The 24555-nt window shown below is 47.9% G+C and carries 23 protein-coding genes and 6 tRNA genes; 13 read left to right on the forward strand and 16 right to left on the reverse strand.

The features are described 5' to 3' along the window. Positions 1–29: 29 nt before the first annotated feature. From crr to cysZ, 5 genes are all read right to left on the reverse strand, one after another. Entirely contained in the window at positions 30–539 is a 510-nt protein-coding gene (gene crr, locus EFER_RS03875; protein ID WP_000522247.1) for a PTS glucose transporter subunit IIA, read from the reverse strand. A 40-nt stretch (positions 540–579) separates the two neighbouring features. After that, a complete protein-coding gene (gene ptsI / locus EFER_RS03880; RefSeq protein WP_000623109.1) occupies positions 580–2307 on the reverse strand; it encodes a phosphoenolpyruvate-protein phosphotransferase PtsI in 1728 nt (575 codons plus the stop codon). 46 nt (positions 2308–2353) lie between these two features. Then, complete coding sequence (gene ptsH, locus EFER_RS03885) at positions 2354–2611, reverse strand: phosphocarrier protein Hpr (RefSeq protein ID WP_000487600.1); 258 nt, start codon at positions 2609–2611, stop codon at positions 2354–2356. A gap of 381 nt (positions 2612–2992) precedes the next feature. Beyond that, a complete protein-coding gene (cysK, locus tag EFER_RS03890; protein WP_000036909.1) occupies positions 2993–3964 on the reverse strand; it encodes a cysteine synthase A in 972 nt (323 codons plus the stop codon). Between the two features lie 163 nt (positions 3965–4127). After that, positions 4128–4889: a sulfate transporter CysZ gene (cysZ, locus tag EFER_RS03895; protein ID WP_000625919.1), complete on the reverse strand. Its 762-nt coding sequence runs from the start codon at positions 4887–4889 to the stop codon at positions 4128–4130. A gap of 230 nt (positions 4890–5119) precedes the next feature. Between cysZ and zipA the strand changes: the two genes are divergently transcribed. The 3 genes from zipA to EFER_RS03910 all read left to right on the forward strand — a co-directional run bounded on the left by zipA (position 5120) and on the right by EFER_RS03910 (position 8430). Then, complete coding sequence (gene zipA / locus EFER_RS03900) at positions 5120–6124, forward strand: cell division protein ZipA (RefSeq protein ID WP_000983149.1); 1005 nt, start codon at positions 5120–5122, stop codon at positions 6122–6124. Between the two features lie 70 nt (positions 6125–6194). Beyond that, positions 6195–8210, forward strand: a complete 2016-nt coding sequence (gene ligA / locus EFER_RS03905; RefSeq protein WP_000443686.1) for an NAD-dependent DNA ligase LigA — start codon at positions 6195–6197, stop codon at positions 8208–8210. 1 nt (position 8211) lies between these two features. Further along, positions 8212–8430 carry a DUF3820 family protein gene (locus EFER_RS03910; protein WP_000410201.1) on the forward strand — a complete coding sequence of 73 codons (219 nt, stop codon included), beginning with the start codon at positions 8212–8214 and terminating at the stop codon, positions 8428–8430. Here EFER_RS03910 and EFER_RS03915 read toward each other — a convergent pair. Beyond that, complete coding sequence (locus tag EFER_RS03915; RefSeq protein ID WP_000765626.1) at positions 8427–9425, reverse strand: bile acid:sodium symporter family protein; 999 nt, start codon at positions 9423–9425, stop codon at positions 8427–8429. The genes EFER_RS03910 and EFER_RS03915 overlap by 4 nt on opposite strands. 276 nt (positions 9426–9701) lie before the next feature. Continuing rightward, positions 9702–10469 (reverse strand): nucleoside-specific channel-forming Tsx family protein, encoded by a 768-nt coding sequence (locus EFER_RS03920; protein WP_000162400.1) that lies wholly within the window; start codon positions 10467–10469, stop codon positions 9702–9704. A gap of 267 nt (positions 10470–10736) precedes the next feature. Here EFER_RS03920 and xapA point away from each other — a divergent pair, with 267 nt between their 5' ends. From xapA to EFER_RS03940, 4 genes are all read left to right on the forward strand, one after another. Continuing rightward, on the forward strand, positions 10737–11570 hold the full coding sequence (xapA, locus tag EFER_RS03925) for a xanthosine phosphorylase (protein ID WP_000132346.1): 834 nt from the start codon (positions 10737–10739) through the stop codon (positions 11568–11570). Positions 11571–11627: 57 nt separating this feature from the next. After that, complete coding sequence (locus EFER_RS03930) at positions 11628–12884, forward strand: nucleoside permease (protein WP_000020437.1); 1257 nt, start codon at positions 11628–11630, stop codon at positions 12882–12884. Positions 12885–13042: 158 nt separating this feature from the next. Beyond that, complete coding sequence (locus tag EFER_RS03935; RefSeq protein WP_000651760.1) at positions 13043–13201, forward strand: DUF1427 family protein; 159 nt, start codon at positions 13043–13045, stop codon at positions 13199–13201. A gap of 52 nt (positions 13202–13253) precedes the next feature. Then, positions 13254–14138 (forward strand): LysR family transcriptional regulator, encoded by an 885-nt coding sequence (locus EFER_RS03940; protein WP_000440803.1) that lies wholly within the window; start codon positions 13254–13256, stop codon positions 14136–14138. A gap of 52 nt (positions 14139–14190) precedes the next feature. Here the strand turns inward: EFER_RS03940 and EFER_RS03945 are convergent. From EFER_RS03945 to EFER_RS03960, 4 genes are all read right to left on the reverse strand, one after another. After that, positions 14191–14266: transfer RNA gene (locus tag EFER_RS03945), tRNA-Lys, on the reverse strand. Positions 14267–14270: 4 nt separating this feature from the next. Further along, positions 14271–14346: transfer RNA gene (locus tag EFER_RS03950), tRNA-Val, on the reverse strand. A 46-nt stretch (positions 14347–14392) separates the two neighbouring features. Continuing rightward, positions 14393–14468, reverse strand: a tRNA-Val gene (locus EFER_RS03955). A 44-nt stretch (positions 14469–14512) separates the two neighbouring features. Next, positions 14513–14588: transfer RNA gene (locus EFER_RS03960), tRNA-Val, on the reverse strand. A 258-nt stretch (positions 14589–14846) separates the two neighbouring features. Between EFER_RS03960 and gltX the strand changes: the two genes are divergently transcribed. Next, entirely contained in the window at positions 14847–16262 is a 1416-nt protein-coding gene (gene gltX, locus EFER_RS03965) for a glutamate--tRNA ligase (protein ID WP_000695643.1), read from the forward strand. 47 nt (positions 16263–16309) lie between these two features. On the opposite strand, the gene EFER_RS03970 is transcribed toward gltX, so the two are convergent. Further along, positions 16310–16702, reverse strand: a complete 393-nt coding sequence (locus EFER_RS03970) for a YfeC-like transcriptional regulator (RefSeq protein ID WP_000698743.1) — start codon at positions 16700–16702, stop codon at positions 16310–16312. A gap of 1 nt (position 16703) precedes the next feature. Then, a complete protein-coding gene (locus EFER_RS03975; protein ID WP_000472031.1) occupies positions 16704–17063 on the reverse strand; it encodes a YfeC-like transcriptional regulator in 360 nt (119 codons plus the stop codon). 221 nt (positions 17064–17284) lie between these two features. Here EFER_RS03975 and EFER_RS03980 point away from each other — a divergent pair. The 3 genes from EFER_RS03980 (at position 17285) to EFER_RS03990 (ending at position 19868) form a co-directional block, all read left to right on the forward strand. Further along, positions 17285–17360: transfer RNA gene (locus tag EFER_RS03980), tRNA-Ala, on the forward strand. Positions 17361–17399: 39 nt separating this feature from the next. Further along, positions 17400–17475 (forward strand) — tRNA-Ala (locus EFER_RS03985). A gap of 203 nt (positions 17476–17678) precedes the next feature. After that, a complete protein-coding gene (locus EFER_RS03990; RefSeq protein ID WP_024256400.1) occupies positions 17679–19868 on the forward strand; it encodes a sensor domain-containing phosphodiesterase in 2190 nt (729 codons plus the stop codon). Between the two features lie 92 nt (positions 19869–19960). On the opposite strand, the gene nupC is transcribed toward EFER_RS03990, so the two are convergent. Further along, entirely contained in the window at positions 19961–21163 is a 1203-nt protein-coding gene (gene nupC, locus EFER_RS03995; RefSeq protein ID WP_001317971.1) for a nucleoside permease NupC, read from the reverse strand. A 298-nt stretch (positions 21164–21461) separates the two neighbouring features. On the opposite strand from nupC, the gene EFER_RS24880 reads away from it, so the two are divergent. Then, the gene (locus tag EFER_RS24880) at positions 21462–21506 is read left to right on the forward strand and encodes a hypothetical protein (protein WP_418517219.1); all 45 of its coding nucleotides are present in this window, start codon (positions 21462–21464) and stop codon (positions 21504–21506) included. Beyond that, a complete protein-coding gene (locus EFER_RS04000; protein ID WP_000186369.1) occupies positions 21499–22737 on the forward strand; it encodes an Nramp family divalent metal transporter in 1239 nt (412 codons plus the stop codon). Before EFER_RS24880 ends, EFER_RS04000 begins: the two co-directional genes overlap by 8 nt. Before the next feature lie 67 nt (positions 22738–22804). Here EFER_RS04000 and ypeC read toward each other — a convergent pair whose 3' ends face one another. Together ypeC and EFER_RS04010 are read right to left on the reverse strand one after the other, a co-directional pair. Then, on the reverse strand, positions 22805–23131 hold the full coding sequence (ypeC, locus tag EFER_RS04005) for a DUF2502 domain-containing protein YpeC (RefSeq protein ID WP_000490072.1): 327 nt from the start codon (positions 23129–23131) through the stop codon (positions 22805–22807). A 114-nt stretch (positions 23132–23245) separates the two neighbouring features. Further along, the gene (locus EFER_RS04010) at positions 23246–24502 is read right to left on the reverse strand and encodes an ion channel protein (protein ID WP_000903163.1); all 1257 of its coding nucleotides are present in this window, start codon (positions 24500–24502) and stop codon (positions 23246–23248) included. Positions 24503–24555: the final 53 nt, after the last annotated feature.

The raw sequence follows: 24555 nt of genomic DNA on the forward strand, positions 1-24555 counted from the left end.
ATGGGCGCCATTTTTCTCTGCGACAAGAATTACTTCTTGATGCGGATAACCGGGGTTTCACCCACAGTCACGCTACCGGACAGTTTGATCAATTCTTTGATTTCGTCCATGTTGGAGATAACAACCGGAGTCAGGGTAGACTTGGCTTTCTCTTCCAGCAGCGGCAGATCGAATTCAATCACGGTATCGCCAACTTTCACGCGCTGACCTTCTTCAGCAATACGCTTGAAGCCTTCGCCTTTCAGTTCAACGGTGTCGATACCGAAGTGGACGAACAGTTCAACGCCGCTATCAGATTCGATAGAGAACGCATGGTTGGTTTCAAAGATTTTACCAATGGTGCCGTCTACAGGCGCGACCATTTTGTTTCCAGTTGGTTTGATAGCAATGCCATCACCAACGATTTTTTCCGCAAAAACGACATCCGGCACGTCTTCGATATTGACGATCTCGCCAGAGAGCGGAGCAATGATCTCAATAGTTCCGGTATCCTTCTTGTCGTCGGAAACCAGAGATTTCAGTTTATCGAACAAACCCATGATCTTCTCCTAAGCAGTAAATTGGGCCGCATCTCGTGGATTAGCAGATTGTTTTTTCTTCAATGAACTTGTTAACCAGCGTCATTAACTCGTCCGTTGTCGGTTGAGCAAGAGCCTGCTCTGCTAACACCTTCGCATCTTCGAAGTTCGTGTTACGGATAATCTTCTTAATGCGCGGGATAGAAATGGCGCTCATAGAGAATTCGTCCAGACCCATCCCCAGCAACAGAAGTGTAGCACGTTCGTCGCCTGCAAGCTCACCACACATGCCAGTCCATTTGCCTTCTGCATGAGAAGCATCAATAACCTGCTTGATCAAGTTCAGCACGGACGGTGACATCGGCTGGTAAAGATGTGAAATCATATCATTACCACGGTCAACTGCCAGGGTGTACTGCGTTAAATCATTGGTGCCGATACTAAAGAAGTCCACTTCTTTGGCTAAATGACGCGCAATTGTCGCAGCTGCTGGTGTTTCCACCATTACGCCGATTTCAATTGACTCGTCAAAGGCTTTGCCTTCATCGCGCAGTTCTTGTTTGTAGATTTCGATCTCTTTGCGCAGTGCACGCACTTCTTCAACAGAGATAATCATCGGGAACATAATGCGCAATTTACCGAAAGCAGAGGCACGCAGGATGGCGCGAACTTGATCACGCAGGATTTCTTTACGATCCATTGCAATACGTACTGCACGCCAGCCGAGGAACGGGTTCTCTTCTTTCGGGAAGTTCATATATGGCAGCTCTTTGTCGCCGCCGATGTCCATGGTACGTACAATCACAGCCTGTGAGCCACACGCCTCAGCCACTGCTTTGTATGCCGCAAACTGTTCTTCTTCAGTGGGCAGCGCGTCACGATCCATAAACAGGAATTCAGTACGATACAGACCAACACCTTCTGCGCCGTTACGCTCTGCACCTTCAACGTCACGCACGGTGCCGATGTTAGCGCAAACTTCTACCTGATGACCATCCAGCGTAATGGCTGGCAGATCTTTCAGTTTAGCAAGCTCTGCTTTTTCAGAAGCCACTTGCTCCTGAACCGCGCGCAGTTTATCAATAACTTCGTTGGTTGGATTGACGTAAACCTGATTATTTACGGCATCCAGAATCAGATAATCATCATTTTTCACCTGGGAGGTGACGCTACCAGTACCTACAATGGCAGGCAATTCCAGAGAACGCGCCATGATTGAGGTGTGGGAAGTACGTCCACCCGCATCGGTGATGAAACCCAGCACCTTTTTCAGGTTCAACTGAGCAGTTTCAGAGGGGGTCAGATCCGCTGCAACCAGGATAACTTCATCCTGAATGGAGCTCAGATCGATAATCTTCAGGCCCAGGATGTTGCGCAGCAGGCGCTTACCGATATCACGCACGTCAGCCGCACGTTCTTTCAGGTATTCATCATCCAGTTCTTCCAGGGCAGAAGCCTGACCTTCGATAACTTCATGAGCAGCTGCATCAGCTGTCATGTGTTTATCTTTAATCAGGGCTATGATTTCCTGCTCCAGCTCCTCATCTTCGAGTAGCATGATATGCCCTTCAAAGATGGCTTCTTTTTCTTCGCCGAAAGTTTCACCAGCTTTCGTTTTGATCGCTTCAAGTTGCGCAGATGCCTTGGCACGACCGCTCAGAAAACGTTCAACTTCATGGTCAACCTTATCGGCAGAAATTTTTTTCCGGTCAATAACGATTTCGTCTTCTTTCAAAAGCAGAGCTTTACCGAAAGCGATACCCGGGGATGCTAAAATGCCTGAAATCATAACCCTACCTTACTTGTGACTGATATTTAATTGGACCCGGAAAAAATTACTCGAGTTCCGCCATCAGTTTGACCAGATGCTCAACTGCTTTTTGTTCGTCTTCACCTTCAGCAGAGATGGTAACAACCGTACCTTGAGTCAGACCCAGGGTCTGCAGTTTGAACAGGCTTTTCGCGCTGGCGCTTTTGCCATTGGAAGTCACAGTGATCTCAGAAGTGAAGCCTTTAGCTTCTTTAACAAACTGAGCAGCAGGGCGGGTGTGCAGACCGTTCGGAGCGGTGATGGTAACTTCTTGCTGGAACATTATATTTCCCCAACTTATTGGTTTAGTGTTGTGGAACTAAAGTCTAGCCTGGCGGCTCAACTTTAGCCTGTATTGTTCGCGCCAACTTTTAAGGACGCGGCACACCAGGTGTTAACGGCGGTCCTTGCTGAAAACGTCTGGCTGATGATGTTCTGCTCATCATTAAACATTATGCCGCTAAAGGAAGAATTGAACCAAATCATTAAATCGATTCAGCAGGCGGCTTTCCTGTAACGATTAATTTCGAGCATCAAAATAATTTGTCAGGTTAAATACCAGTTCCGACAGGTTGGATCAATGCCAGGAGAGGTCAAACTTTGAAGCAGGCCACAAAAAAGCACCTGAAAAGGTGCTTTTTTACGCGTTTTTAACACTTTGGCATCACTGTTGCAGTTCTTTCTCAGTGAAGAGATCGGCAAACAATGCGGTGCTTAAATAACGCTCACCTGAAGACGGTAGGATAACCACAATATTCTTGTTGGTAAAGCTTTCATCTTCTTGTAGTTTCAACGCTGCAGCAACAGCCGCTCCAGAAGAGATACCTGCAAGAATACCTTCCTCTTCCATCAGGCGGCGTGCCGTAGATATTGCTTCTTCATTGGTGATACCAATAACTTTATCAACCAGTTTGAGATCCAGATTCGCCGGAATAAAACCAGCACCGATTCCCTGAATTTTATGTGGGCCAGGCTTCAGTTCTTCACCTGCCAGCGCTTGAGCGATAACCGGAGAGTCGGTTGGCTCAACAGCGACAGAGATGAGATCAGTCTTGCCTTTGGTGCCTTTAATGTAACGGCTTACACCCGTTAACGTACCGCCAGTGCCTACACCCGCGATAAAAACATCAACTTGCCCATCGGTATCTTCCCAGATTTCCGGGCCAGTGGTTTTCTCATGAATTTCCGGGTTTGCCGGATTGCTGAACTGTTGCAGCAGTAGATATTTTTCTGGATTGCTGGCAACAATTTCTTCCGCTTTCTGAATCGCGCCTTTCATACCTTTTGCGCCTTCAGTAAGAACCAGATTCGCACCGAGCGCTTTCAGCAATTTACGGCGTTCGATACTCATGGTTTCTGGCATGGTCAGAGTCAGTTTATAACCACGAGCAGCAGCTACATAAGCCAGCGCAATCCCGGTGTTACCACTGGTCGGCTCAACCAGTTCAACACCCGGTTTCAAAACACCGCGTTTTTCGGCATCCCAAATCATATTGGCACCGATACGGCATTTCACGCTGAAACTTGGATTACGTGATTCCACCTTCGCCAGAATGCGTCCGTTACCGATGCGATTCAGGCGAACCAGCGGTGTATGACCGATAGTCAGCGAGTTGTCTTCATAAATCTTACTCATGGCCTGTCCTTAACTGTATGAAATTGGGATACCTCTCCAGCATACCTGCCGTACAGAGATGGGGAAGTAAGTAATTCGCATATCTATATGCTGAGATGAAATAATGGTTATCAGTATGGAATAAGAGGCGGCATAAGCCACCTCTGTTCGCTGCACAATTACCTTATTTCCATAACGCATGCTTATCACGATAGCAATCTACCCACATCGCTGTCGCCCCGCAAACGGCAACAGGCATGATGAATAAATTGAGTACCGGGATCATGGTGAACAGACTGGTCAGTGCGCCAAACTGCATGTTAGTCACTTTACGTGTACGCAGCGCCATACGCATCTCTTTGAATGGCACTTTATGGTTATCGAACGGGTAATCGCAATATTGAATGGCCAACATCCAGGCGCTGAACAGGAACCACAGAACCGGAGCAACAGTTTGCCCAACACCCGGAATAAAATAGAGAATCAGCAATACGATAGCGCGTGGGAGATACCATGCGAGTTTTTGCCATTCTCGCTTCATAATACGTGGCAGGTCTTTCATAATACCGAAAATACCGGTATCTGGTGGTGTCGCACCCGTCAGACGAGCTTCGAGTTGTTCTGCCAACAAGCCATTAAATGGCGCTGCTATCCAGTTCGCCAGGGTAGAAAAGAAATAGCCAAAAATAAGCAGAACAGAAATCACTGCCAATGGCCAGAGGATGTAACTCAGCCATTGTAACCACTCCGGCACATAACTCATCAACGCCGGGATCCAGGTGTCCAACTGAGTGAAGAGCCACCAGAAAGCGCCACCCATGAGCAGAATGTTGACCAGTAAAGGCAGAATCACAAAACGACGGATACCTGGTTGCGAAACCAGTTTCCAGCCCTGTGAAAAGTAGTAAAAACCGCTGCGTGGTACATTTGCGGATGATGAAATCATAATCAGGACAGACTCCTTCTTGTTAAGCCCTGGGATTAATCTGTGTATCTTACCGGGTTAATACCGCAGTGCCAGTTAGGAAATGTTCGAAAAAACAGCAAAAAGCACATTTTCGTTCATCTTTGTGCGGTGAAAGTTAAGAGTACACTTGCACTAGACGTAATCGACAAATACTCTTAGTGAGTAAATGTTTGCCGTGGTGGCAAGGTGTTAGAACAACAGAGAATATAATGATGCAGGATTTGCGTCTGATATTAATCATTGTTGGCGCGATCGCCATAATCGCTTTACTGGTACATGGTTTCTGGACCAGCCGTAAAGAACGATCTTCTATGTTCCGCGATCGCCCACTGAAACGTATGAAATCAACCCGTGACGACGATTCTTATGACGAGGATGTCGAAGAAGACGAAGGCGTTGGTGAAGTTCGTGTTCACCGCGTGAATCATGCGCCGGCGAGTAACCCGGAACATGATGCTACTCGTCCGTCGCCGCAACACCAGTACCAACCGCCTTATGCGTCTGCGCAGCCGCGTCAACCGGTCGTGCAGCATCCGCCTGAGCCGCCGACGCCGCATGTTCAGCGTCCCGTAGAGCCGGTACAGCAACCGGTTTACCAGCAGGCGCCAGCGCAACAACCTGTTCATCAGCCGCAACCGGTTCAGCAACCTGTTGCGCCGCAGGTACAACCAGCGCCGCAGCCTGTGCCACCTGCACAGCAACCTTCTGCCCAGGCATTCCAGCCAGCGGAACCGATAGTTGAGCCGCAGCCTGAGACCGTTGTTGAGCAATCACCCGTTGCTGAAAAACCGAAGCGCAAAGAAGCTGTCATAATCATGAACGTCGCGGCGCATCATGGTAATGAGCTGAACGGTGAACTTCTTCTTAACAGCATTCAGCAAGCGGGCTTTAAATTTGGTGATATGAATATTTTCCATCGCCATCTTAGCCCGGATGGTAGTGGTCCGGCGTTATTTAGTCTGGCAAACATGGTGAAACCGGGAACTTTCGATCCAGAGAATACCGAGTTCACAACACCGGGTGTCACTATCTTTATGCAGGTACCATCTTATGGTGACGAGCTGCAAAACTTCAAGCTGATGCTGCAATCTGCGCAGCATATTGCCGATGAAGTGGGCGGTGTAGTGCTTGATGATCAACGCCGTATGATGACTCCACAGAAACTGCGTGAGTATCAGGACATCATCCGCGAAGTAAAAGCCGCCAACGCCTGATACACTTAAGGCCAATTAACTCCTCTTCGAACCCCCGCTTGTCGGGGGTTTTTAGCATTGATGGTGCGATATGGAATCAATCGAACAACAACTGACAGAACTGCGAACTACGCTTCGCCATCATGAATATCTTTATCATGTGATGGATGCGCCGGAAATTCCCGACGCTGAATATGACAGGCTGATGCGTGAACTGCGCGAGCTGGAAACCAAACATCCAGAACTAATTACGCCTGATTCGCCTACCCAACGTGTAGGTGCAGCGCCGCTGGCGGCTTTCAGCCAGATCCGCCATGAAGTGCCAATGCTGTCGCTGGATAACGTTTTTGATGAAGAAAGCTTTCTTGCTTTCAACAAACGTGTGCAGGACCGTCTGAAAAGCAACGAGAAAGTCACCTGGTGTTGTGAGCTGAAGCTGGATGGTCTTGCCGTCAGCATTCTGTATGAAAATGGCGTTTTAGTCAGTGCAGCGACCCGTGGCGATGGCACTACCGGCGAAGACATTACATCAAACGTGCGTACTATTCGCGCCATTCCGCTGAAGCTTCACGGCGAGAATATCCCGGCGCGTCTGGAAGTGCGTGGTGAAGTGTTCCTGCCGCAGGCGGGCTTCGAAAAGATCAACGAAGATGCGCGACGCACAGGCGGGAAAGTGTTTGCTAACCCGCGTAATGCGGCTGCAGGTTCACTGCGTCAGCTTGATCCGCGTATTACAGCGAAGCGACCGCTCACTTTTTTCTGCTATGGCGTCGGTGTTCTGGAAGGTGGCGAGCTGCCGGATACTCATCTTGGCCGTTTACTGCAATTTAAAAAGTGGGGTTTGCCGGTCAGCGATCGAGTAACGCTTTGTGAATCGGCGGAAGAAGTGCTGGCGTTCTACCACAAAGTGGAAGAAGACCGCCCGACGCTGGGCTTTGATATCGACGGCGTGGTAATTAAGGTCAACTCTCTGGCACAGCAGGAGCAGCTTGGCTTTGTCGCGCGAGCCCCGCGCTGGGCGGTAGCGTTTAAATTCCCGGCGCAGGAACAGATGACCTTTGTGCGTGACGTCGAGTTTCAGGTTGGGCGTACTGGCGCGATTACGCCTGTTGCGCGTCTTGAACCAGTCCATGTTGCTGGTGTGCTGGTGAGTAACGCCACACTGCATAATGCTGACGAAATCGAACGTCTTGGTTTACGCATTGGCGATAAAGTGGTGATTCGCCGCGCTGGCGACGTGATCCCGCAGGTGGTTAACGTCGTGCTTTCTGAACGCCCGGAAGATACCCGTGAGGTTGTATTCCCGACGCATTGCCCGGTATGTGGTTCTGACGTCGAGCGTGTGGAAGGTGAAGCTGTTGCCCGCTGTACCGGTGGCCTGATTTGCGGTGCTCAGCGTAAAGAGTCGCTGAAACACTTTGTTTCCCGCCGCGCGATGGATGTTGACGGTATGGGCGACAAAATCATCGATCAGCTGGTTGAAAAAGAATATGTCCACACTCCGGCGGATCTGTTCAAACTCACCGCGGGCAAACTGACCGGACTGGAGCGCATGGGGCCGAAATCGGCACAAAACGTGGTTAACGCGCTGGAAAAAGCGAAAGAAACCACCTTTGCCCGTTTCCTTTATGCGCTTGGCATCCGTGAAGTCGGCGAGGCCACTGCAGCAGGTCTGGCGGCATATTTTGGCACGCTGGAAGCGCTGGAAGCCGCTTCGATTGAAGAGCTGCAAAAAGTGCCAGATGTTGGAATTGTTGTTGCCTCCCACGTTCACAACTTCTTTGCCGAAGAAAGCAACCGCAATGTCATCAGCGAGCTGTTGGCGGAAGGTGTTCACTGGCCTGCACCGGTAGTAATCAACGCGGAAGAGATTGACAGCCCGTTTGCCGGTAAAACCGTGGTGCTTACGGGCAGCTTAAGTCAGATGTCGCGTGATGACGCTAAAGCTCGACTGGTCGAACTGGGGGCGAAAGTCGCGGGCAGCGTGTCGAAGAAAACCGATCTGGTGATAGCGGGTGAAGCTGCAGGATCTAAACTGGCGAAGGCGCAGGAACTGGGCATTGAAGTCATCGACGAAACGGAAATGCTGCGTTTGCTGGGTAGCTGAGATGGAAAAAGAGCAGCTGATTGAAATAGCCAATACGATAATGCCGTTTGGCAAGTACAAAGGACGTCGCTTAATCGACCTGCCGGAAGAGTATCTTTTGTGGTTTGCCCGCAAGGATGAATTCCCGGCAGGGAAGCTCGGTGAGCTAATGCAAATCACGCTGCTGATTAAAACCGAGGGGCTGACGCAACTGGTCCAGCCCCTGAAGCGTCCGCTTTAAGCTTTATCGGCGCTGCTTTCCTGCTGCGCCTGTAACTGTTCGGTCTGGCGTTTGTATCGACGCGCCAGCACCGCACAGACCATCAATTGGATCTGATGGAAAATCATCAGAGGCAGCACCATCATACCGATCACCGATGTGGGGAACAGAATGTTTGCCATCGGGATGCCATTTGCCAGACTCTTTTTCGAACCACAAAAGACGATAGTAATTTCATCTGCCTTATTAAAGCCCAGTCGGCGTGCCATAAAGACGTTAACCACAATCACAATAGCCAACAGTACGCAGCTGACCACCACAATGAACAGCAACGATCCCCAGCCAACTTTGTGCCAGATGCCGTTAACGACGGCTTCGCTGAATGCCGTATAAACCACCAACAGAATGGATGTCTGGTCAGTTTTCGCAATCCACTTCTTATTGCGTGCCACCCAGTTGCCAATCCAAGGGCGAGAAAGATGTCCCAGCACAAACGGCAGCAACAGTTGCAGCATAATTTTACCGACCTGCTCAAGGCTGCCCTCTGCACCGTGAACATTCATCACCAGACCAACCAGCAACGGTGAAAGGAAAATTCCCAGCAGGCTGGATGCCGACGCAGAACAAACCGCCGCCGCGACGTTACCGCCTGCCATTGACGTGAAGGCGATTGCAGACTGCACGGTAGCGGGGAGAATGCACAAGTAGAGAAAACCGGAGTAGAGCATCGGGTCGACATTTACGGGTTTCCACCAGGCAAACAGCACGCCCAGAATCGGAAACAGCACGAAGGTGCTACACATTACCCACAAATGTAGTCGCCAGTGGCTACCACCCGCAATGATGGCTTCACGCGACAGCTTCGCGCCGTGCATAAAGAACAGCAGGGCAATGGCTGCGGTGGTCAGATTTTCAAAGAAGGGGACGAAATTGCCTCTGGCAGGAAAGAAAGAGGCCAACAGCACTACCGTGATAAGTGTCAGCGTAAATGGGTCAAGAATGCGAAAAAGTTTCATAACGGCTCCAGCAGAACGATGCCAATATTGTGCGTTTTTCTGGTTTATAAATAAAACTGATTTACGGCATCAACAGGTGAACAGACCACAAATTCAGATGATCTCAGGGGATATATACTCTGAATAATTTAAGTTGCAGTGGCAGTACATGCAACCTGAAGCATAACGAGTGTATCAATGTAGCTGTGGAGATCGACATTTGCCAGAGAATAGTAAACTTCTGGCGGGGAAGGGGGAACCGTCACCAGGAAGTGACGGCTATTGGCTATAAAACAATCAAAAGACGTATTTAACTGAATAAATTATGCCGTCCTGGAGAAAGGCTTCGCCAAGTTTATTATCGGCGTAGCGGTACTGTATTCCAGCAGTAAAATGAGGCGTGGCATTCCACCAAAAAGCGACGGCTCCATTGATACCGTCTTTACCGCCGTTACCTGCGGCGTAGCTTTCATCGCGATCAAACTCATATTCGTTCCAGTTTGTCAGGGTAAATTTCTCACTACCAAGCATAAAACTATAGCCTGCAACCCATCCCATCACATAACCATTATCCCCGGTATAATAGGTCTGATCGGTATAACGTTTTGCAAAAAATGGCTTAAACCAGTAACCGTTTCCTGTAAAATTATATCCTAAGCCATAAAGGAACATATCATCGTGGAAATTAACACGATTTGGTGAACCGTAAGTACCGTAAGCATGTAAATAAAGATTTAATCCGCTATCACCTAAATAAATACGGTTGGTATTTTTAAAAGTATATCGCTGCTCACTGCCTGGTTTCGTATGGCGACTGTTATAGAAATTCTCCCAGTCAAAAAAACCGTACAGTTCACCCCAACTGAAGTTTGCACCACCTTCAATTTCCAGATAGCCAAAATCATCTTTGTGAGATTTATTACTGGTTTTCCTGGTAGTGTCTGATGTCCAGTCAAGATAATGCAGACCTATATCTGCAAATCCGCCTTTAAATTCAGCATGCACCAGTTGTGGTAAAGCGAGTAACGTCGCAGCATATCCGGCCAACAAAATTTTTTTGGTCATGGTAAGTTCCATCTGTTCAGGTATTATTTTAATGAATTGCAGTACGATGAGTAAATTATGATTGTTGGTGATTTTATTTTGGTGTTAGCCGTTTATACCAATACTTTATTTTTTATAAATCATTCACAGAGGATCTGAATTGAAATGAAGTATTGATATAGAATCAAAATCAATGGCGGTGATAAATGATATTGGTAACTTAAGGCAGGTAATCGTTATAAATGCAGGGTAAAGCTTAATTTCACATGTCACTAATAAGGACTATTCATGACTGATTCACTTTTTTCGCAAAATCCAGTCTGGTGTGTCGATATCATTCGTCGCTACAAACCTGATTTTACACCCCGTGTGGCCTTTATTCTTGGTTCAGGGCTTGGCGCGCTGGCAGAACAAATTGAAGACGCGGTTGCCATTTCCTATGAAAAATTACCCGGTTTTCCTGTCAGTACTGTTCATGGTCATGCCGGAGAGTTAGTGCTTGGGAATTTGGCTGGCGTACCAGTAGCCTGCATGAAAGGGCGTGGTCATTTTTATGAAGGTCGTGGTATGACCATCATGACTGATGCCATTCGTACCTTCAAATTGCTGGGCTGTGAGTTGCTGTTTTGTACTAATGCAGCCGGATCACTGCGTGCTGATGTTGGCCCTGGCAGTTTGGTAGCACTAAAAGACCATATCAATACTATGCCTGGAACGCCGATGGTAGGCTTAAATGACCAACGTTTTGGTGAGCGCTTTTTCTCACTGGCGAATGCCTATGATGCTGACTATCGTGCAATTTTGCAGAACGTCGCGCGAGAGGAGGGGTTCCCATTAAGTGAAGGTGTCTTTGTTTCATATCCTGGCCCAAATTTTGAAACTGCTGCCGAAATTCGCATGATGCAAATTATTGGTGGTGATGTAGTAGGTATGTCTGTTGTACCAGAGGTTATTTCTGCCCGTCATTGCGATCTAAAAGTGGTGGCTGTTTCGGCAATTACCAACCTGGCTGAAGGGTTAAGCGATGTGAAGCTTTCTCATGCACAGACGTTGGCTGCAGCAGAATTATCACAGCAAAACTTCATTAATTTGATTTGTGGTTTTTTACGCAAAATCGCCTGAGAAAAATAACAATCGGCCTCACTGATGAGGCCATAATTATGCGATAAGGAAACGAAAATGAGTATCGCAACACGTTTAAAGGTGATGTCATTTTTGCAATATTTTATCTGGGGGAGTTGGTTAGTTACCCTGGGTTCCTACATGATTAACACCTTACACTTTACTGGTGCCAACGTTGGCATGGTCTACAGTTCTAAAGGTATCGCAGCAATAATTATGCCTGGGATTATGGGTATAATTGCCGACAAATGGTTACGCGCAGAGCGTACCTATATGTTATGCCACCTGGTTTGTGCTGGCGTGCTATTTTACGCAGCATCGGTTACTGATCCCGATACAATGTTTTGGGTGATGCTGATTAATGCAATGGCGTTTATGCCAACCATCGCTTTGTCGAATAGTGTCTCATATTCTTGCCTGGCACAAGCAGGGCTGGATCCGGTTACAAGTTTTCCACCTATTCGTGTTTTCGGCACGGTGGGATTTATTGTGGCCATGTGGTTAGTAAGCCTGTTGCATCTTGAACTTAGCAGTCTACAGCTTTATATCGCTTCTGGTGCTTCTTTAGTTTTGTCCGGTTACGCCTTAACTTTGCCAAAAATACCGGTAGCAGAAAAGAAAGTTGCTACATCACTTGTTAGCAAGTTAGGTCTGGATGCTTTTGTATTATTTAAAAATCCACGGATGGCAATATTCTTTTTATTTGCCATGATGTTAGGGGCAGTCTTACAAATTACTAATGTTTTTGGCAATCCATTCCTGCATGATTTTGCGCGTAACCCACAGTTTGTCGACAGTTTTGTAGTGAAATATCCTTCTATTTTACTTTCTGTTTCGCAAATGGCGGAAGTCGGCTTTATTCTTACCATTCCATTTTTTCTGAAGCGCTTTGGCATTAAAACCGTTATGTTAATGAGTATGGTTGCCTGGACATTGCGATTTGGTTTCTTTGCTTTTGGTGATCCATCGCCGCTTGGTTTTATTCTACTGCTATTGTCGATGATTGTTTACGGATGCGCTTTCGATTTCTTTAATATCTCTGGTTCTGTCTTTGTCGAGCAGGAGGTTGATTCCACCATTCGTGCCAGCGCGCAGGGATTATTTATGACCATGGTCAATGGTGTTGGTGCCTGGGTAGGCTCTATTCTAAGCGGTATGGCAGTGGACTATTTTACCATCGATGGTGTAAAAGACTGGCAAACTATTTGGCTGCTATTTGCTGGTTATTCACTGATATTAGCGTTTATATTTTCTGTATTCTTTAAATATAAACATGAACCAGAGAAAATAAGTCATAAATCACTGGCGCATTAATAACTATACGCTAATTAATTCGAGTTGCAGTCACCGCACATGTAACTTGAAGTATGACAAGTATATTAACTGGCGAGCAAATAGCCCGCCAGTTAAATGCTTCATTCATCAAGTCATATAAAATTATTCAAAATATAAATTTACCTTAAGGGATAACAATGAAAGACATTCTTTTATCTTCGGGAATTGGTTTTGGTATAGGTGCATTGTTTACATTATGTCGATTACCTATTCCTGCCCCGAATGTATTGCCAGGCGTATTATCTATAGTATTTATGTATATTGGCTATCTGGCGGTAAAATTTATCTTTCACTAATTGATGTGATAAATTTAGAACGTTAATCATCTTCTCATGGAGCGCAATAAACATGGAGCGAAACCCTCGTATAGACCTTAAGTTATTGCGCTACTTTCTTGCGGTGGCAGAAGAGCTGCATTTCGGACGCGCTGCCGTACGGTTGAATATGTCACAGCCGCCTTTAAGTATTCATATTAAAGAACTGGAACAACAGCTCGGCACACTGCTTTTTGTTCGTCATTCACGAAGCGTGGCTTTAACACATGCTGGAAAGATCTTGATGGAAGAGTCTCGCCGGCTACTGGCAAGCGCAAACCATGCGCTTTCTCGTGTGGAGCAAATCGGCCGTGGTGAGGCAGGGCGGATTGAACTCGGCGTAGTTGGCACGGCAATGTGGGGAAAGATGCGCCCGGCAATGCGCAATTTTTTGAAAGAACATCCAAATGTTGAAGTCCTGTTTCGTGAAAAATCACCCGGTATGCAAATGGCGCTACTGGAAAGAAGAGAACTGGATGCCGGGATCTGGCGAATGGCACTACAGCCATCAAGTGGATTTACCAGTTTACGCTTGCATGAATCCTCTTTTCTTGTGGCGTTACCTGAAGACCATCCAATGGCGAGGTGTGAATCGATCCCCTTACTGTCTCTCTGTAATGAATACTTCGTTACGCTACCTTCAGCTCACTCTGACTGGGCTTTTTTGCAAAGCGTTTGCCAACAGGCTGGATTTACACCACTGATCGTACGTGAAGTTGTCGAACCACAGACGGTATTGGCAATGATTAGTATGGGAATTGGAATTACCTTGATGGCAGAAAGCTATGCACAAATGAACTGGCCTGGGGTGATATTTCGTCCCCTTGATGAGCCTGTTCCGGCAGATTTATATATTGTTTACGATCAGCAGCAGGCGACACCTGCATTGCAAACGCTGGTTAGGGCATTAACGGGGTAGATATTGGTTGAGAGGAATAGCAAAAAAGCGCCTTTAGGGCGCTTTTTTACATTGGTGGGTCGTGCAGGATTCGAACCTGCGACCAATTGATTAAAAGTCAACTGCTCTACCGACTGAGCTAACGACCCGAAGTGGTGGGTGATGACGGGATCGAACCGCCGACCCCCTCCTTGTAAGGGAGGTGCTCTCCCAGCTGAGCTAATCACCCACTTCGGTACTTCACATTTTTACAAGAAATTTAGCTGGCGAGAAGGTGGTGGGTGATGACGGGATCGAACCGCCGACCCCCTCCTTGTAAGGGAGGTGCTCTCCCAGCTGAGCTAATCACCCACTTCTCAATTTCTTGCTACACGGCGGAGACTACATAAAGTAGTTGGTGGGTGATGACGGGATCGAACCGCCGACCCCCTCCTTGTAAGGGAGGTGCTCTCCCAGCTGAGCTAATCACCCCCGCTGTGTGGAGTCGCATTATAGGGAGAGTTCAAAATGAGTCAACGCATTTTCTAAAGAAATTGTTCGTTCGTCGTAAATTTAAGCAAGATGATCGCAAAACAGACCGTGTTGCGCAATTTATCAACGAAAACAATAATGCATCATGTAGCAACCCGAACTACATTGAGGAATCAGGCGGGAGTGATAGAATATCGCCCACTCAATTTTTCCAGGATTTGCCGGTTGTCGGCATCTTTCTAAACGTAAGGCCATTTCATGAAAATCAAAACTCGCTTCGCGCCAAGCCCAACAGGCTATCTGCACGTTGGCGGCGCGCGTACTGCTCTTTACTCCTGGCTTTTTGCACGTAACCACGGCGGTGAGTTCGTGCTGCGTATTGAAGACACCGATCTTGAGCGTTCCACGCCGGAAGCTATCGAAGCCATTATGGATGGTATGAACTGGCTGAGCCTGGAGTGGGATGAAGGTCCGTACTTCCAGACCAAACGTTTTGATCGCTACAACGCGGTGATCGATCAGATGCTGGAAGAGGGCACTGCCTATAAATGCTACTGCTCCAAAGAGCGTCTGGAAGCGCTGCGTGAAGAGCAAATGGCAAAAGGTGAGAAACCACGTTATGACGGCCGTTGCCGCCACAGCCATGAGCATCACGCTGATGATGAACCGTGCGTCGTACGTTTTGCTAACCCACAGGAAGGTTCCGTTGTTTTTGACGATCAGATCCGTGGTCCGATCGAGTTCAGCAACCAGGAACTGGATGATCTGATTATCCGCCGTACCGATGGTTCCCCAACCTATAACTTCTGTGTGGTTGTTGATGACTGGGATATGGAAATCACCCACGTAATCCGTGGTGAAGACCATATCAACAACACACCGCGCCAGATCAATATTCTGAAAGCGCTGAAAGCGCCGGTACCGGTTTACGCGCACGTTTCTATGATCAATGGCGATGACGGTAAAAAACTGTCCAAACGTCACGGGGCGGTCAGCGTCATGCAGTACCGTGATGACGGTTATTTGCCAGAAGCACTGCTGAACTATCTGGTGCGTCTGGGCTGGTCCCACGGCGATCAGGAAATCTTCACTCGTGAAGAGATGATCAAATACTTCACTTTGAATGCCGTCAGCAAATCTGCCAGTGCGTTCAACACCGACAAGCTGCTGTGGCTGAACCATCACTACATTAACGCGCTGCCGCCGGAGTATGTTGCTACTCACTTACAGTGGCACATTGAGCAGGAAAATATCGATACCCGTAACGGCCCGCAACTGGCTGATCTGGTGAAACTGCTGGGCGAACGCTGCAAGACGCTGAAAGAGATGGCACAGAGCTGCCGTTATTTCTACGAAGATTTTGCTGAGTTCGATGCCGACGCCGCGAAAAAACATCTGCGCCCGGTAGCGCGTCAGCCGCTGGAAGTGGTTCGTGACAAACTGACTGCGATTACTGACTGGACCGCTGAAAACGTTCACCACGCTATTCAGGCGACGGCGGATGAGCTGGAAGTGGGTATGGGTAAAGTTGGTATGCCGCTGCGTGTCGCTGTTACCGGTGCGGGGCAGTCTCCGGCGCTGGACGTTACCGTTCACGCAATCGGTAAGACCCGCAGTATCGAGCGTATCAACAAAGCGCTGGCTTTTATTGCGGAACGCGAAAACCAGCAGTAATTAGCGCATAAAAGATAAACGGCAGGAGAAATACCCCTGCCGTTTTTTTACGCTGATTCGTCAATATCAAGCCGGGCGAGAAAATTGCGAATCCCTTCACGAGCAAGGAACAAAGCAAGTTTTTCTTGTTCCACTGGCGACATCTTTTCCACTGCATCCAGAATTTGTCTGAAGGGCTGGCTGTGCACTTGAGGCGTGTAGTCCGCACGCGGCTCTTCTTCAAGTGAAAGTGATAAACGTTTTCGCACTTCCGGAACGCCGTAAAGAAATTCTTTTACCTCATGATCAATCACTACGAGTCTCGCTCGTCCACCTTTAACCCCCGGAAATCTTTCCGTTTTCCATTTCTTCTCCCGGATCCAACGATTAATGGTCTGATTAGCCATCCCTGTAAAATCAGCCAGTTCCCTGGTGGTCATTTTGCTGCGTAATATTTTCATATTATTTGCTGTCGCGTATCCCTAAGCGTTGTAACAATCCGGTGATGCCTTCGCGCAGAAGTAGTGACGTGACTCGTTTCTGTTCTACAGGCGTCATCTCTTTCACTAATGTGATCAAAAGTGTCTCAAGTGAAGTATCGCCAGCATGGCTGGTAAAAAGAGTTGCACCTTCCGTACGTTCAGCATTACGGATATATTCACGAACCTGTTCATTGACATGTACCAGGCGTGCTTTTCCTCCTTGCACACCAGGCTTTGGCGAAGTGGTCCAGCCCTCTTTCCTTACCCATTTATTGATAGTCTGCCGACTGAAGCCGGTCAGATTAGCAAGTTCTTCTGGTGTCATCCGTTCCTTGAACATAATGATTCCCTGAATGGTTGTAGGGGTAATTAGTGGTTCATTTTATAACATCAATTTACATGAAACCGTGACGAGTTTAACTACTGAATGCGAGTTGCTACGCAATGTTCTTCATTTGACTGCTTTTTCAGCGATTGAAACACGTGAATTAAATTTGCCGTTGACACATGCAAAGGGAATTCATATGATGCCGCCCGTCAACTCGACACGCTTTACGAAATGGGGCTATAGCTCAGCTGGGAGAGCGCTTGCATGGCATGCAAGAGGTCAGCGGTTCGATCCCGCTTAGCTCCACCAATTTTGCACCCGGCAAAAATTGGTACGTAATGACATATCGGGGCTATAGCTCAGCTGGGAGAGCGCTTGCATGGCATGCAAGAGGTCAGCGGTTCGATCCCGCTTAGCTCCACCAAATTTAAACCCTCGCTGCGAAGCGGGGGTTTTATTTTTTCTGCTTTTCCCTACGTTTTGTAATACAGTTCAGTATCAGATTTGCCTTAAGGCTGATTTGATCAATGATGATGAGTTGTAACTGACTGGACAGGTTTGATTCGCATCGCGAATAAACTTATTATTTATATGCAAGAAAGGTGGAACTGTGAGAACAGCTTATTGATGCCCATGAAGTATAACATGATAAAAAATATCAAGATTTTTTTGTTGGCGTTTACGCTCACTGTGATATTTATCCAGTTTTCTCGCTTTATTTCCCCTACAGCCATCATCAATAATTGTTATATCTTCCTCGCCTGGATGCCGCTTTGCGTCATGTTGGGGGTCATCTGCCTTTTTGGTAAACGCGCTATTCTTCCCGTTTTTATCGGGATGTTTATCACCAACCAGTATAATTTCAACTTACCTCTACCGCAGTCTATAGCGGTTATTATTTGTCAGACTCTTGCACCCTTCGCTTGTTGTGCCATTCTTCGCTGGCAACTTGGCCCTCGATGGCGTTTTGGCTTAACGAAGCATAATGTGTGGGCACGCATTTTCTGGTTCGGTTTCGTCGCGCCGGTGGGGATCAAAACCTGCATGTTTATTGCAGGAGATATTTTTGCCTTCCCGGTCGCCATCTCTACCTTCTTTGATAATACCGATCCCATATTCACGGTGGTTGATATGTTGAGCCTGATTGGCGCAGTGCTGATTTTCAACATGTTCTTTTATTATCTGATGCGAATGGTGGTGAATCTCCATTATGCGCGTGCCCTCTGGTGCAGAGACATTGCTCCGGCACTGCACAGAAGAAATCGTCTTTTCACACTTACCTGGCTGACAGCGGTCTCATCATTGCTGATCATCATGTGTAGCCCCTATGAAAATGGCTATATAGCAGGTTATCTGGTGCCTGTATTTTTCATTATTTTTAATATGGGCGTGGGGCGGTTAAAGTACCCGTTTCTGAATATAGTCTGGGCGATTTCAGTTCTGTTCTTACTCGGTTATAACCGTAATTTTCTCCATGGTGTCGTCTCTGAGTATTCGCTGGCATTTATTCTTTCTGTACTGATTTCGTTCAGTATTTGCTTACTGTATATGGTCCGCATTTTTCAACGTAGCGAATGGCTTAAACGTCGTTGGCACTTGCAGGCGCTCACTGATCCACTGACCAATTTACCCAATTTACGTGCACTTGAGCAGTTCGTACAGCATGAAACAGGGGTTTCCATCTGCTGCTTACGCCTTGATAACCTTGAATTTCTAAGTCGGCATTATGGCATTCAGATGCGAGTTTACAGTAAGCGAATTGTTTATCGTGCATTACTGCCGTTATTGCACGAACAGGAGAAAGTGTTTCAGCTACCGGGAAGTGAGTTGTTATTGGTACTCAAAGGGTCTGAGATAAAAGCGCGATTGCAGCATATGGTGGATGTGCTTAGCAGCCGTAAGATTTACTGGAGTAATACCGGCCTGGACATTGAATATGGCGCCTCCTGGGGCGTGTATGATGGCAATCCTGAAACATTACCTACGCTGTTGGGGCAATTAAGCTGGCTGGCTGAGCAAGCACATGTTAATCGCTGCGTAATGGGTATCACAGATAACCACGAGGCGGGATCTGGCCAGATTACTGAAAGTGTTTTATTGTTGCATAAAGTGCGTATAGCGCTTGAGCGTGGTGATATTCTTCTTCACGCGCAACCCATTCGTGACGCCAGGGGAGAGGGATACGATGAGATCCTGACGCGTTTAAAGAGTGACGATGGCATCATCACACCTGATAAATTCATTCCGCTGATCGCTCAATTTAACCTTAGTGCGCGTTTTGATTTATTAGTGGTGGAATCATTATTACGCTGGATTGCTACTCACCCGACAGACAAAACAGGGCCACGGTTTTCCGTTAATTTAATGCCACTGACGCTGTTACAACCTGAGATTGCCGCGCGTATTGTACGTTTATTTAAACGATATAATATTTCACCAGAAACAGTCATCATTGAAATTACTGAAGAGCAGGCTTTTTCCAATGCTGAAATAAGTATGCACAATATAGAGTTATTGCATAACAGCGGGTTTAAAATTGCTATTGATGATTTTGGTACAGGTTATGCAAATTACGAACGCCTGAAACGCTTGAATGCTGAGATAATTAAAATTGATGGTGTGTTTATTCGCGAGATTATGACCGATTCACTGGATAAAATGATTGTGAAATCGATTACTGATCTGGCAAAAGCAAAGTCACTCAGTGTGGTGGCTGAATTTGTCGAAACAGAAGAACAGAAAGAATTATTGTTTAGTCTGGGCGTCAACTATCTACAAGGCTATTTGATTGGCAAACCACAACCACTTGGCAAATAGCAGGCAAAAAATAACCGGGGCAAAACCCCGGTTATTGCGGTAATTAATGATGCTCGTCAAACTTCAAGTTGCATGTGCTGCGACTCGAATTATTACAAGACCAGAGCGGCAATAGAAGCTGACAGTACGCTCACCAGCGTGGAACCGTAAACCAGTTTCAGGCCGAAACGAGAAACTACGTTACCTTGCTCTTCATTCAGGCCTTTAACCGCCCCGGCGATAATCCCGATAGAAGAGAAGTTAGCGAAGGAAACCAGGAACACAGAGATGATGCCTTCCGCACGCGGAGAGAGCGTGGAAGCAATTTTCTGCAGATCCATCATCGCAACGAACTCGTTGGAAACCAGTTTGGTTGCCATAATACTGCCCACTTGTAGTGCTTCACTGGAAGGAACACCCATCACCCAAGCAACCGGATAGAAGATGTAGCCCAGGATGCCCTGGAAGGAGATGCTGTAGCCAAACCAGCCAGTCACGGTGGCAAACAGTGCGTTCAGCGCGGCGATCAGGGCGATAAAGCCGATCAGCATCGCGGCAACGATAATGGCAACTTTGAAACCTGCCAGAATGTATTCACCCAACATTTCGAAGAAGCTCTGACCTTCGTGCAGGTTGGACATCTGAATATTTTCTTCACTGGCATCAACACGGTAAGGGTTGATCAGCGACAGCACGATAAAGGTGCTGAACATGTTCAGTACCAGCGCCGCAACGACGTATTTCGGCTCCAGCATGGTCATGTATGCACCAACGATGGACATCGACACGGTGGACATCGCCGTGGCTGCCATGGTGTACATACGATTGCGGGAGATTTTGCCGAGGATATCTTTATAGGCAATAAAGTTTTCAGACTGACCCAGAATCAGAGAGCTGACGGCGTTAAAGGATTCCAGTTTGCCCATACCGTTGACTTTGGAGAGCAGGAAACCAATTGCGCGGATAATCACTGGCAACACGCGAATGTGCTGGAGAATACCAATCAGCGCAGAGATAAAGACGATTGGGCACAGCACTTTCAGGAAGAAGAATGCCAGGCCTTGATCATTCATGCTACCAAAGACGAAGTTAGTCCCTTCGTTGGCAAATCCGAGCAGTTTCTCAAACATTTCGGAGAAGCCTTTCACGAAGCCTAAACCAACGTCGGAGTTCAGGAAGAACCACGCCAGTAACACTTCGATAACAAGCAGTTGAATAACATAACGGATACGAATTTTTTTGCGGTCGCTGCTTACCAGCAGTGCGAGAATCGCAACAACGGCAAGTGCCAGTACAAAATGAAGGACGCGGTCCATATTTGCTCCAAATATGAGGCAGGTTAAATTTCCGTGCACATTCTATGTAACATGGTTAAGGAAAACGAGATCTGACACACACTATAATGACGTCCTGTGACAAGCTTCAAAAATAGTGAGCTGTCATACATTTCTGCTATGTTGTGTATGGAAGCTGAAAGTTATGTAAATGTGCTAACATTAAACATAATCACAACATTCAAGTCATCAATCTTTTCGTCGTCATAATTCTGGTCTATCAAAGAAATCATCACAATCCACTTAAATGAATTTGATAATCATTCTCGTTTGACATAGCATGAAACATAGCAAAGGCTATGTTTTAGAGGCACAAGATGACTAACTATCGCGTTGAGAGTAGCAGCGGACGGGCGGCGCGCAAGATGAGGCTCGCATTAATGGGACCTGCGTTCATTGCGGCGATTGGTTATATCGATCCTGGTAACTTTGCGACCAATATTCAGGCCGGGGCCAGCTTCGGCTATCAGCTACTGTGGGTTGTCGTTTGGGCCAACCTGATGGCGATGCTGATTCAGATACTGTCTGCCAAACTGGGGATTGCCACCGGTAAAAACCTGGCGGAGCAGATTCGCGATCACTATCCGCGTCCCGTAGTGTGGTTCTATTGGGTTCAGGCAGAAATCATTGCGATGGCAACCGACCTGGCGGAATTTATTGGTGCGGCGATCGGTTTTAAACTCATTCTGGGTGTTTCGCTGTTGCAGGGCGCGGTGCTGACGGGGATCGCGACTTTCCTGATTTTAATGCTGCAACGTCGAGGGCAAAAACCGCTGGAGAAAGTAATTGGCGGGTTACTGCTGTTTGTTGCTGCGGCTTACATTGTCGAATTGATTTTCTCCCAGCCTAACCTGGCGCAACTGGGTAAAGGAATGGTAATCCCGAGTTTACCCACCTCGGAGGCAGTCTTCCTGGCGGCAGGTGTGTTGGGGGCGACGATTATGCCGCACGTGATTTATTTACACTCTTCGCTGACTCAGCATTTACATGGTGGTTCGCGTCAACAACGTTATTCTGCCACCAAATGGGATGTGGCTATCGCTATGACTATTGCCGGTTTTGTCAATCTGGCGATGATGGCTACGGCTGCGGCGGCGTTCCACTTTTCCGGTCATACTGGCGTTGCCGATCTTGATGAGGCTTATCTGACGCTGCAACCGTTGTTAAGCCATGCTGCGGCAACGGTTTTTGGTTTAAGTCTGGTGGCTGCGGGGCTTTCGTCGACGGTGGTGGGGACACTGGCCGGGCAGGTGGTGATGCAGGGCTTCATTCGCTTTCATATCCCGCTGTGGGTGCGTCGTACAGTCACCATGCTGCCGTCATTTATTGTCATTCTGATGGGATTAGATCCGACACGGATTCTGGTTATGAGTCAGGTGCTGTTAAGTTTTGGTATCGCTCTGGCGCTGGTTCCACTACTGATTTTTACCAGTGACAGTAAGCTGATGGGCGATCTGGTGAACAGCAAACGCGTAAAACAGACAGGCTGGGTGATTGTGGTGCTGGTAGTGGCACTGAATATCTGGTTGTTAGTGGGAACGGCACTGGGATTGTAGTGGAACTGGTGTCGGAGCTGGCACCACTGGCGGATGCGGCGCAGAACGCCTTATCCGCCCTACGTGTTTAATGGCGATGCCCATGTCCGCGGCCTTTTCCGCGATGATCATCACGATCGCGCCAGCCTTCACGATAGCCACGCTCATAGGCTTTACGCTTATCCCAGCCACGGTGGTAGCCATTATCATGACGCCACCAGCGGTTTTTACGCCATTCATAATTGCGATGCCAGTAGTCACGGTCGCGCCAGTGACCACCGTCCCAGTAATTACCATAATGATCGCGATCGCCAATTTGTAATTTGATTGACGGCAGTAGGGTGATTTCACCTGCGTTTGCCGCAAGCGGGGTAAATGCCATCAGGGCGGCCGCCAGAAACAGTGACCTGAACATTGTTATTCTCCTTCACGATCGAAGCCGTCAGCGGCCTGTTAACGCAATATTACGGGGAGGTAAAGCCCCGTATCATCGCCATAACTCTTAAATCATAAAGGAGAGCATTTTTTGCTAAACGTTATCGTGGGGGGGCTGTTGCTTTGGACGATTCACCATCATTATCGGCTTACCGGCTAATAACAGCCATGCAGGAAGCATGACGATACAGAGCAGCGGTAGCAATGTGGTGTTAGGGACAACAGCCGCAGCCATAAATAGACTTAACCAGCCATCGCGTGTTACCACCAGCACGATGCCGAGAATAGCGCAGGAAACGGTTATTGCCGCCGGGACAGCGGGAACGTGCTCATGCAGCATCAATCCTAATGCCACGCCGACAAACACTGCCGGGAATATTCGCCCACCGCGAAAGCCGCTGGCGGCAGCAACCACGAGAGCGGCAAGTTTAATCACGGCCAGCAAAAAGTAATCGCTGGTGCTGAAAGCCTGATTTGCCACCATCTGCTGCATCTCATCCAGCCCTTTAAATAGCGAAACCGGTCCAGCAATAACTCCCAGAATACCGAGAATAAATCCGCCCACTCCCAGCATTAGCACCGGATTTTTAATCTGATGCATCATCGCGTGCAACCGTGGCAGACACCATACGGCAACCATCCCTGCTGCGATGGCAATCGCCGCCACAATTGCACCGCTGAGAATATCGGTCATCTCCATCTGCCCATAATGCGCAATGGGCAGCGAAAAATGAGGATGGAAAAACAATCCGGTGGTTAGCGCACCAGCCGCCGCCGCCATTAACGGCGCAAAGAGACGATCCCATAGCGGGACTTCACTACTGCCATTTAAGGTTTGCGAAAATATCAACGCCGCCGCAACAGGTGTGCCAAACAGCGCGCCGATAGTTCCGGCAGAGGCTAAAATAGTCCACTCCATCCGGTTGACGCGCGGTAACAGACGAGCACCTATCGCAACCGCAAGGGCGATATTGACGGTCATGATCGGATGTTCTGGCCCCAGGCTGACGCCGCCAGCAAGACCGAGAATTAATGCTACGATAAGTCCTGGTAGCGCAGAGGGCGGAACCGGTGCGCCGATCAGTGGTTCACAAGCGGGGTCTGGCCCGGCATGCCCCTGGCTGAAACGGATAACCAACCCCACCGCAATACCCGTTAGCGTTAATATGGCGATGATCCAGAAAGGTGAATCCTGGGCTATTCCCAGAGTTCCCGGCAGTCGTTGCCAGAGCAGAGTCTGTAATACCGAGGCGATTTTCATCACCACAATCAGAATAAGACTGGACGCAATCCCAATTGCCACGGCGGGGAGCGATAATAACAACATGGTTCTGGCTCGCGGATGGAGCATGTTCTATTCCTTATGCAGGGTCAGATACTTAGTTTGCCCAGCTTGCAAAAAGG

This window comes from Escherichia fergusonii ATCC 35469 (genome assembly GCF_000026225.1).
Lineage (GTDB): Bacteria > Pseudomonadota > Gammaproteobacteria > Enterobacterales > Enterobacteriaceae > Escherichia > Escherichia fergusonii.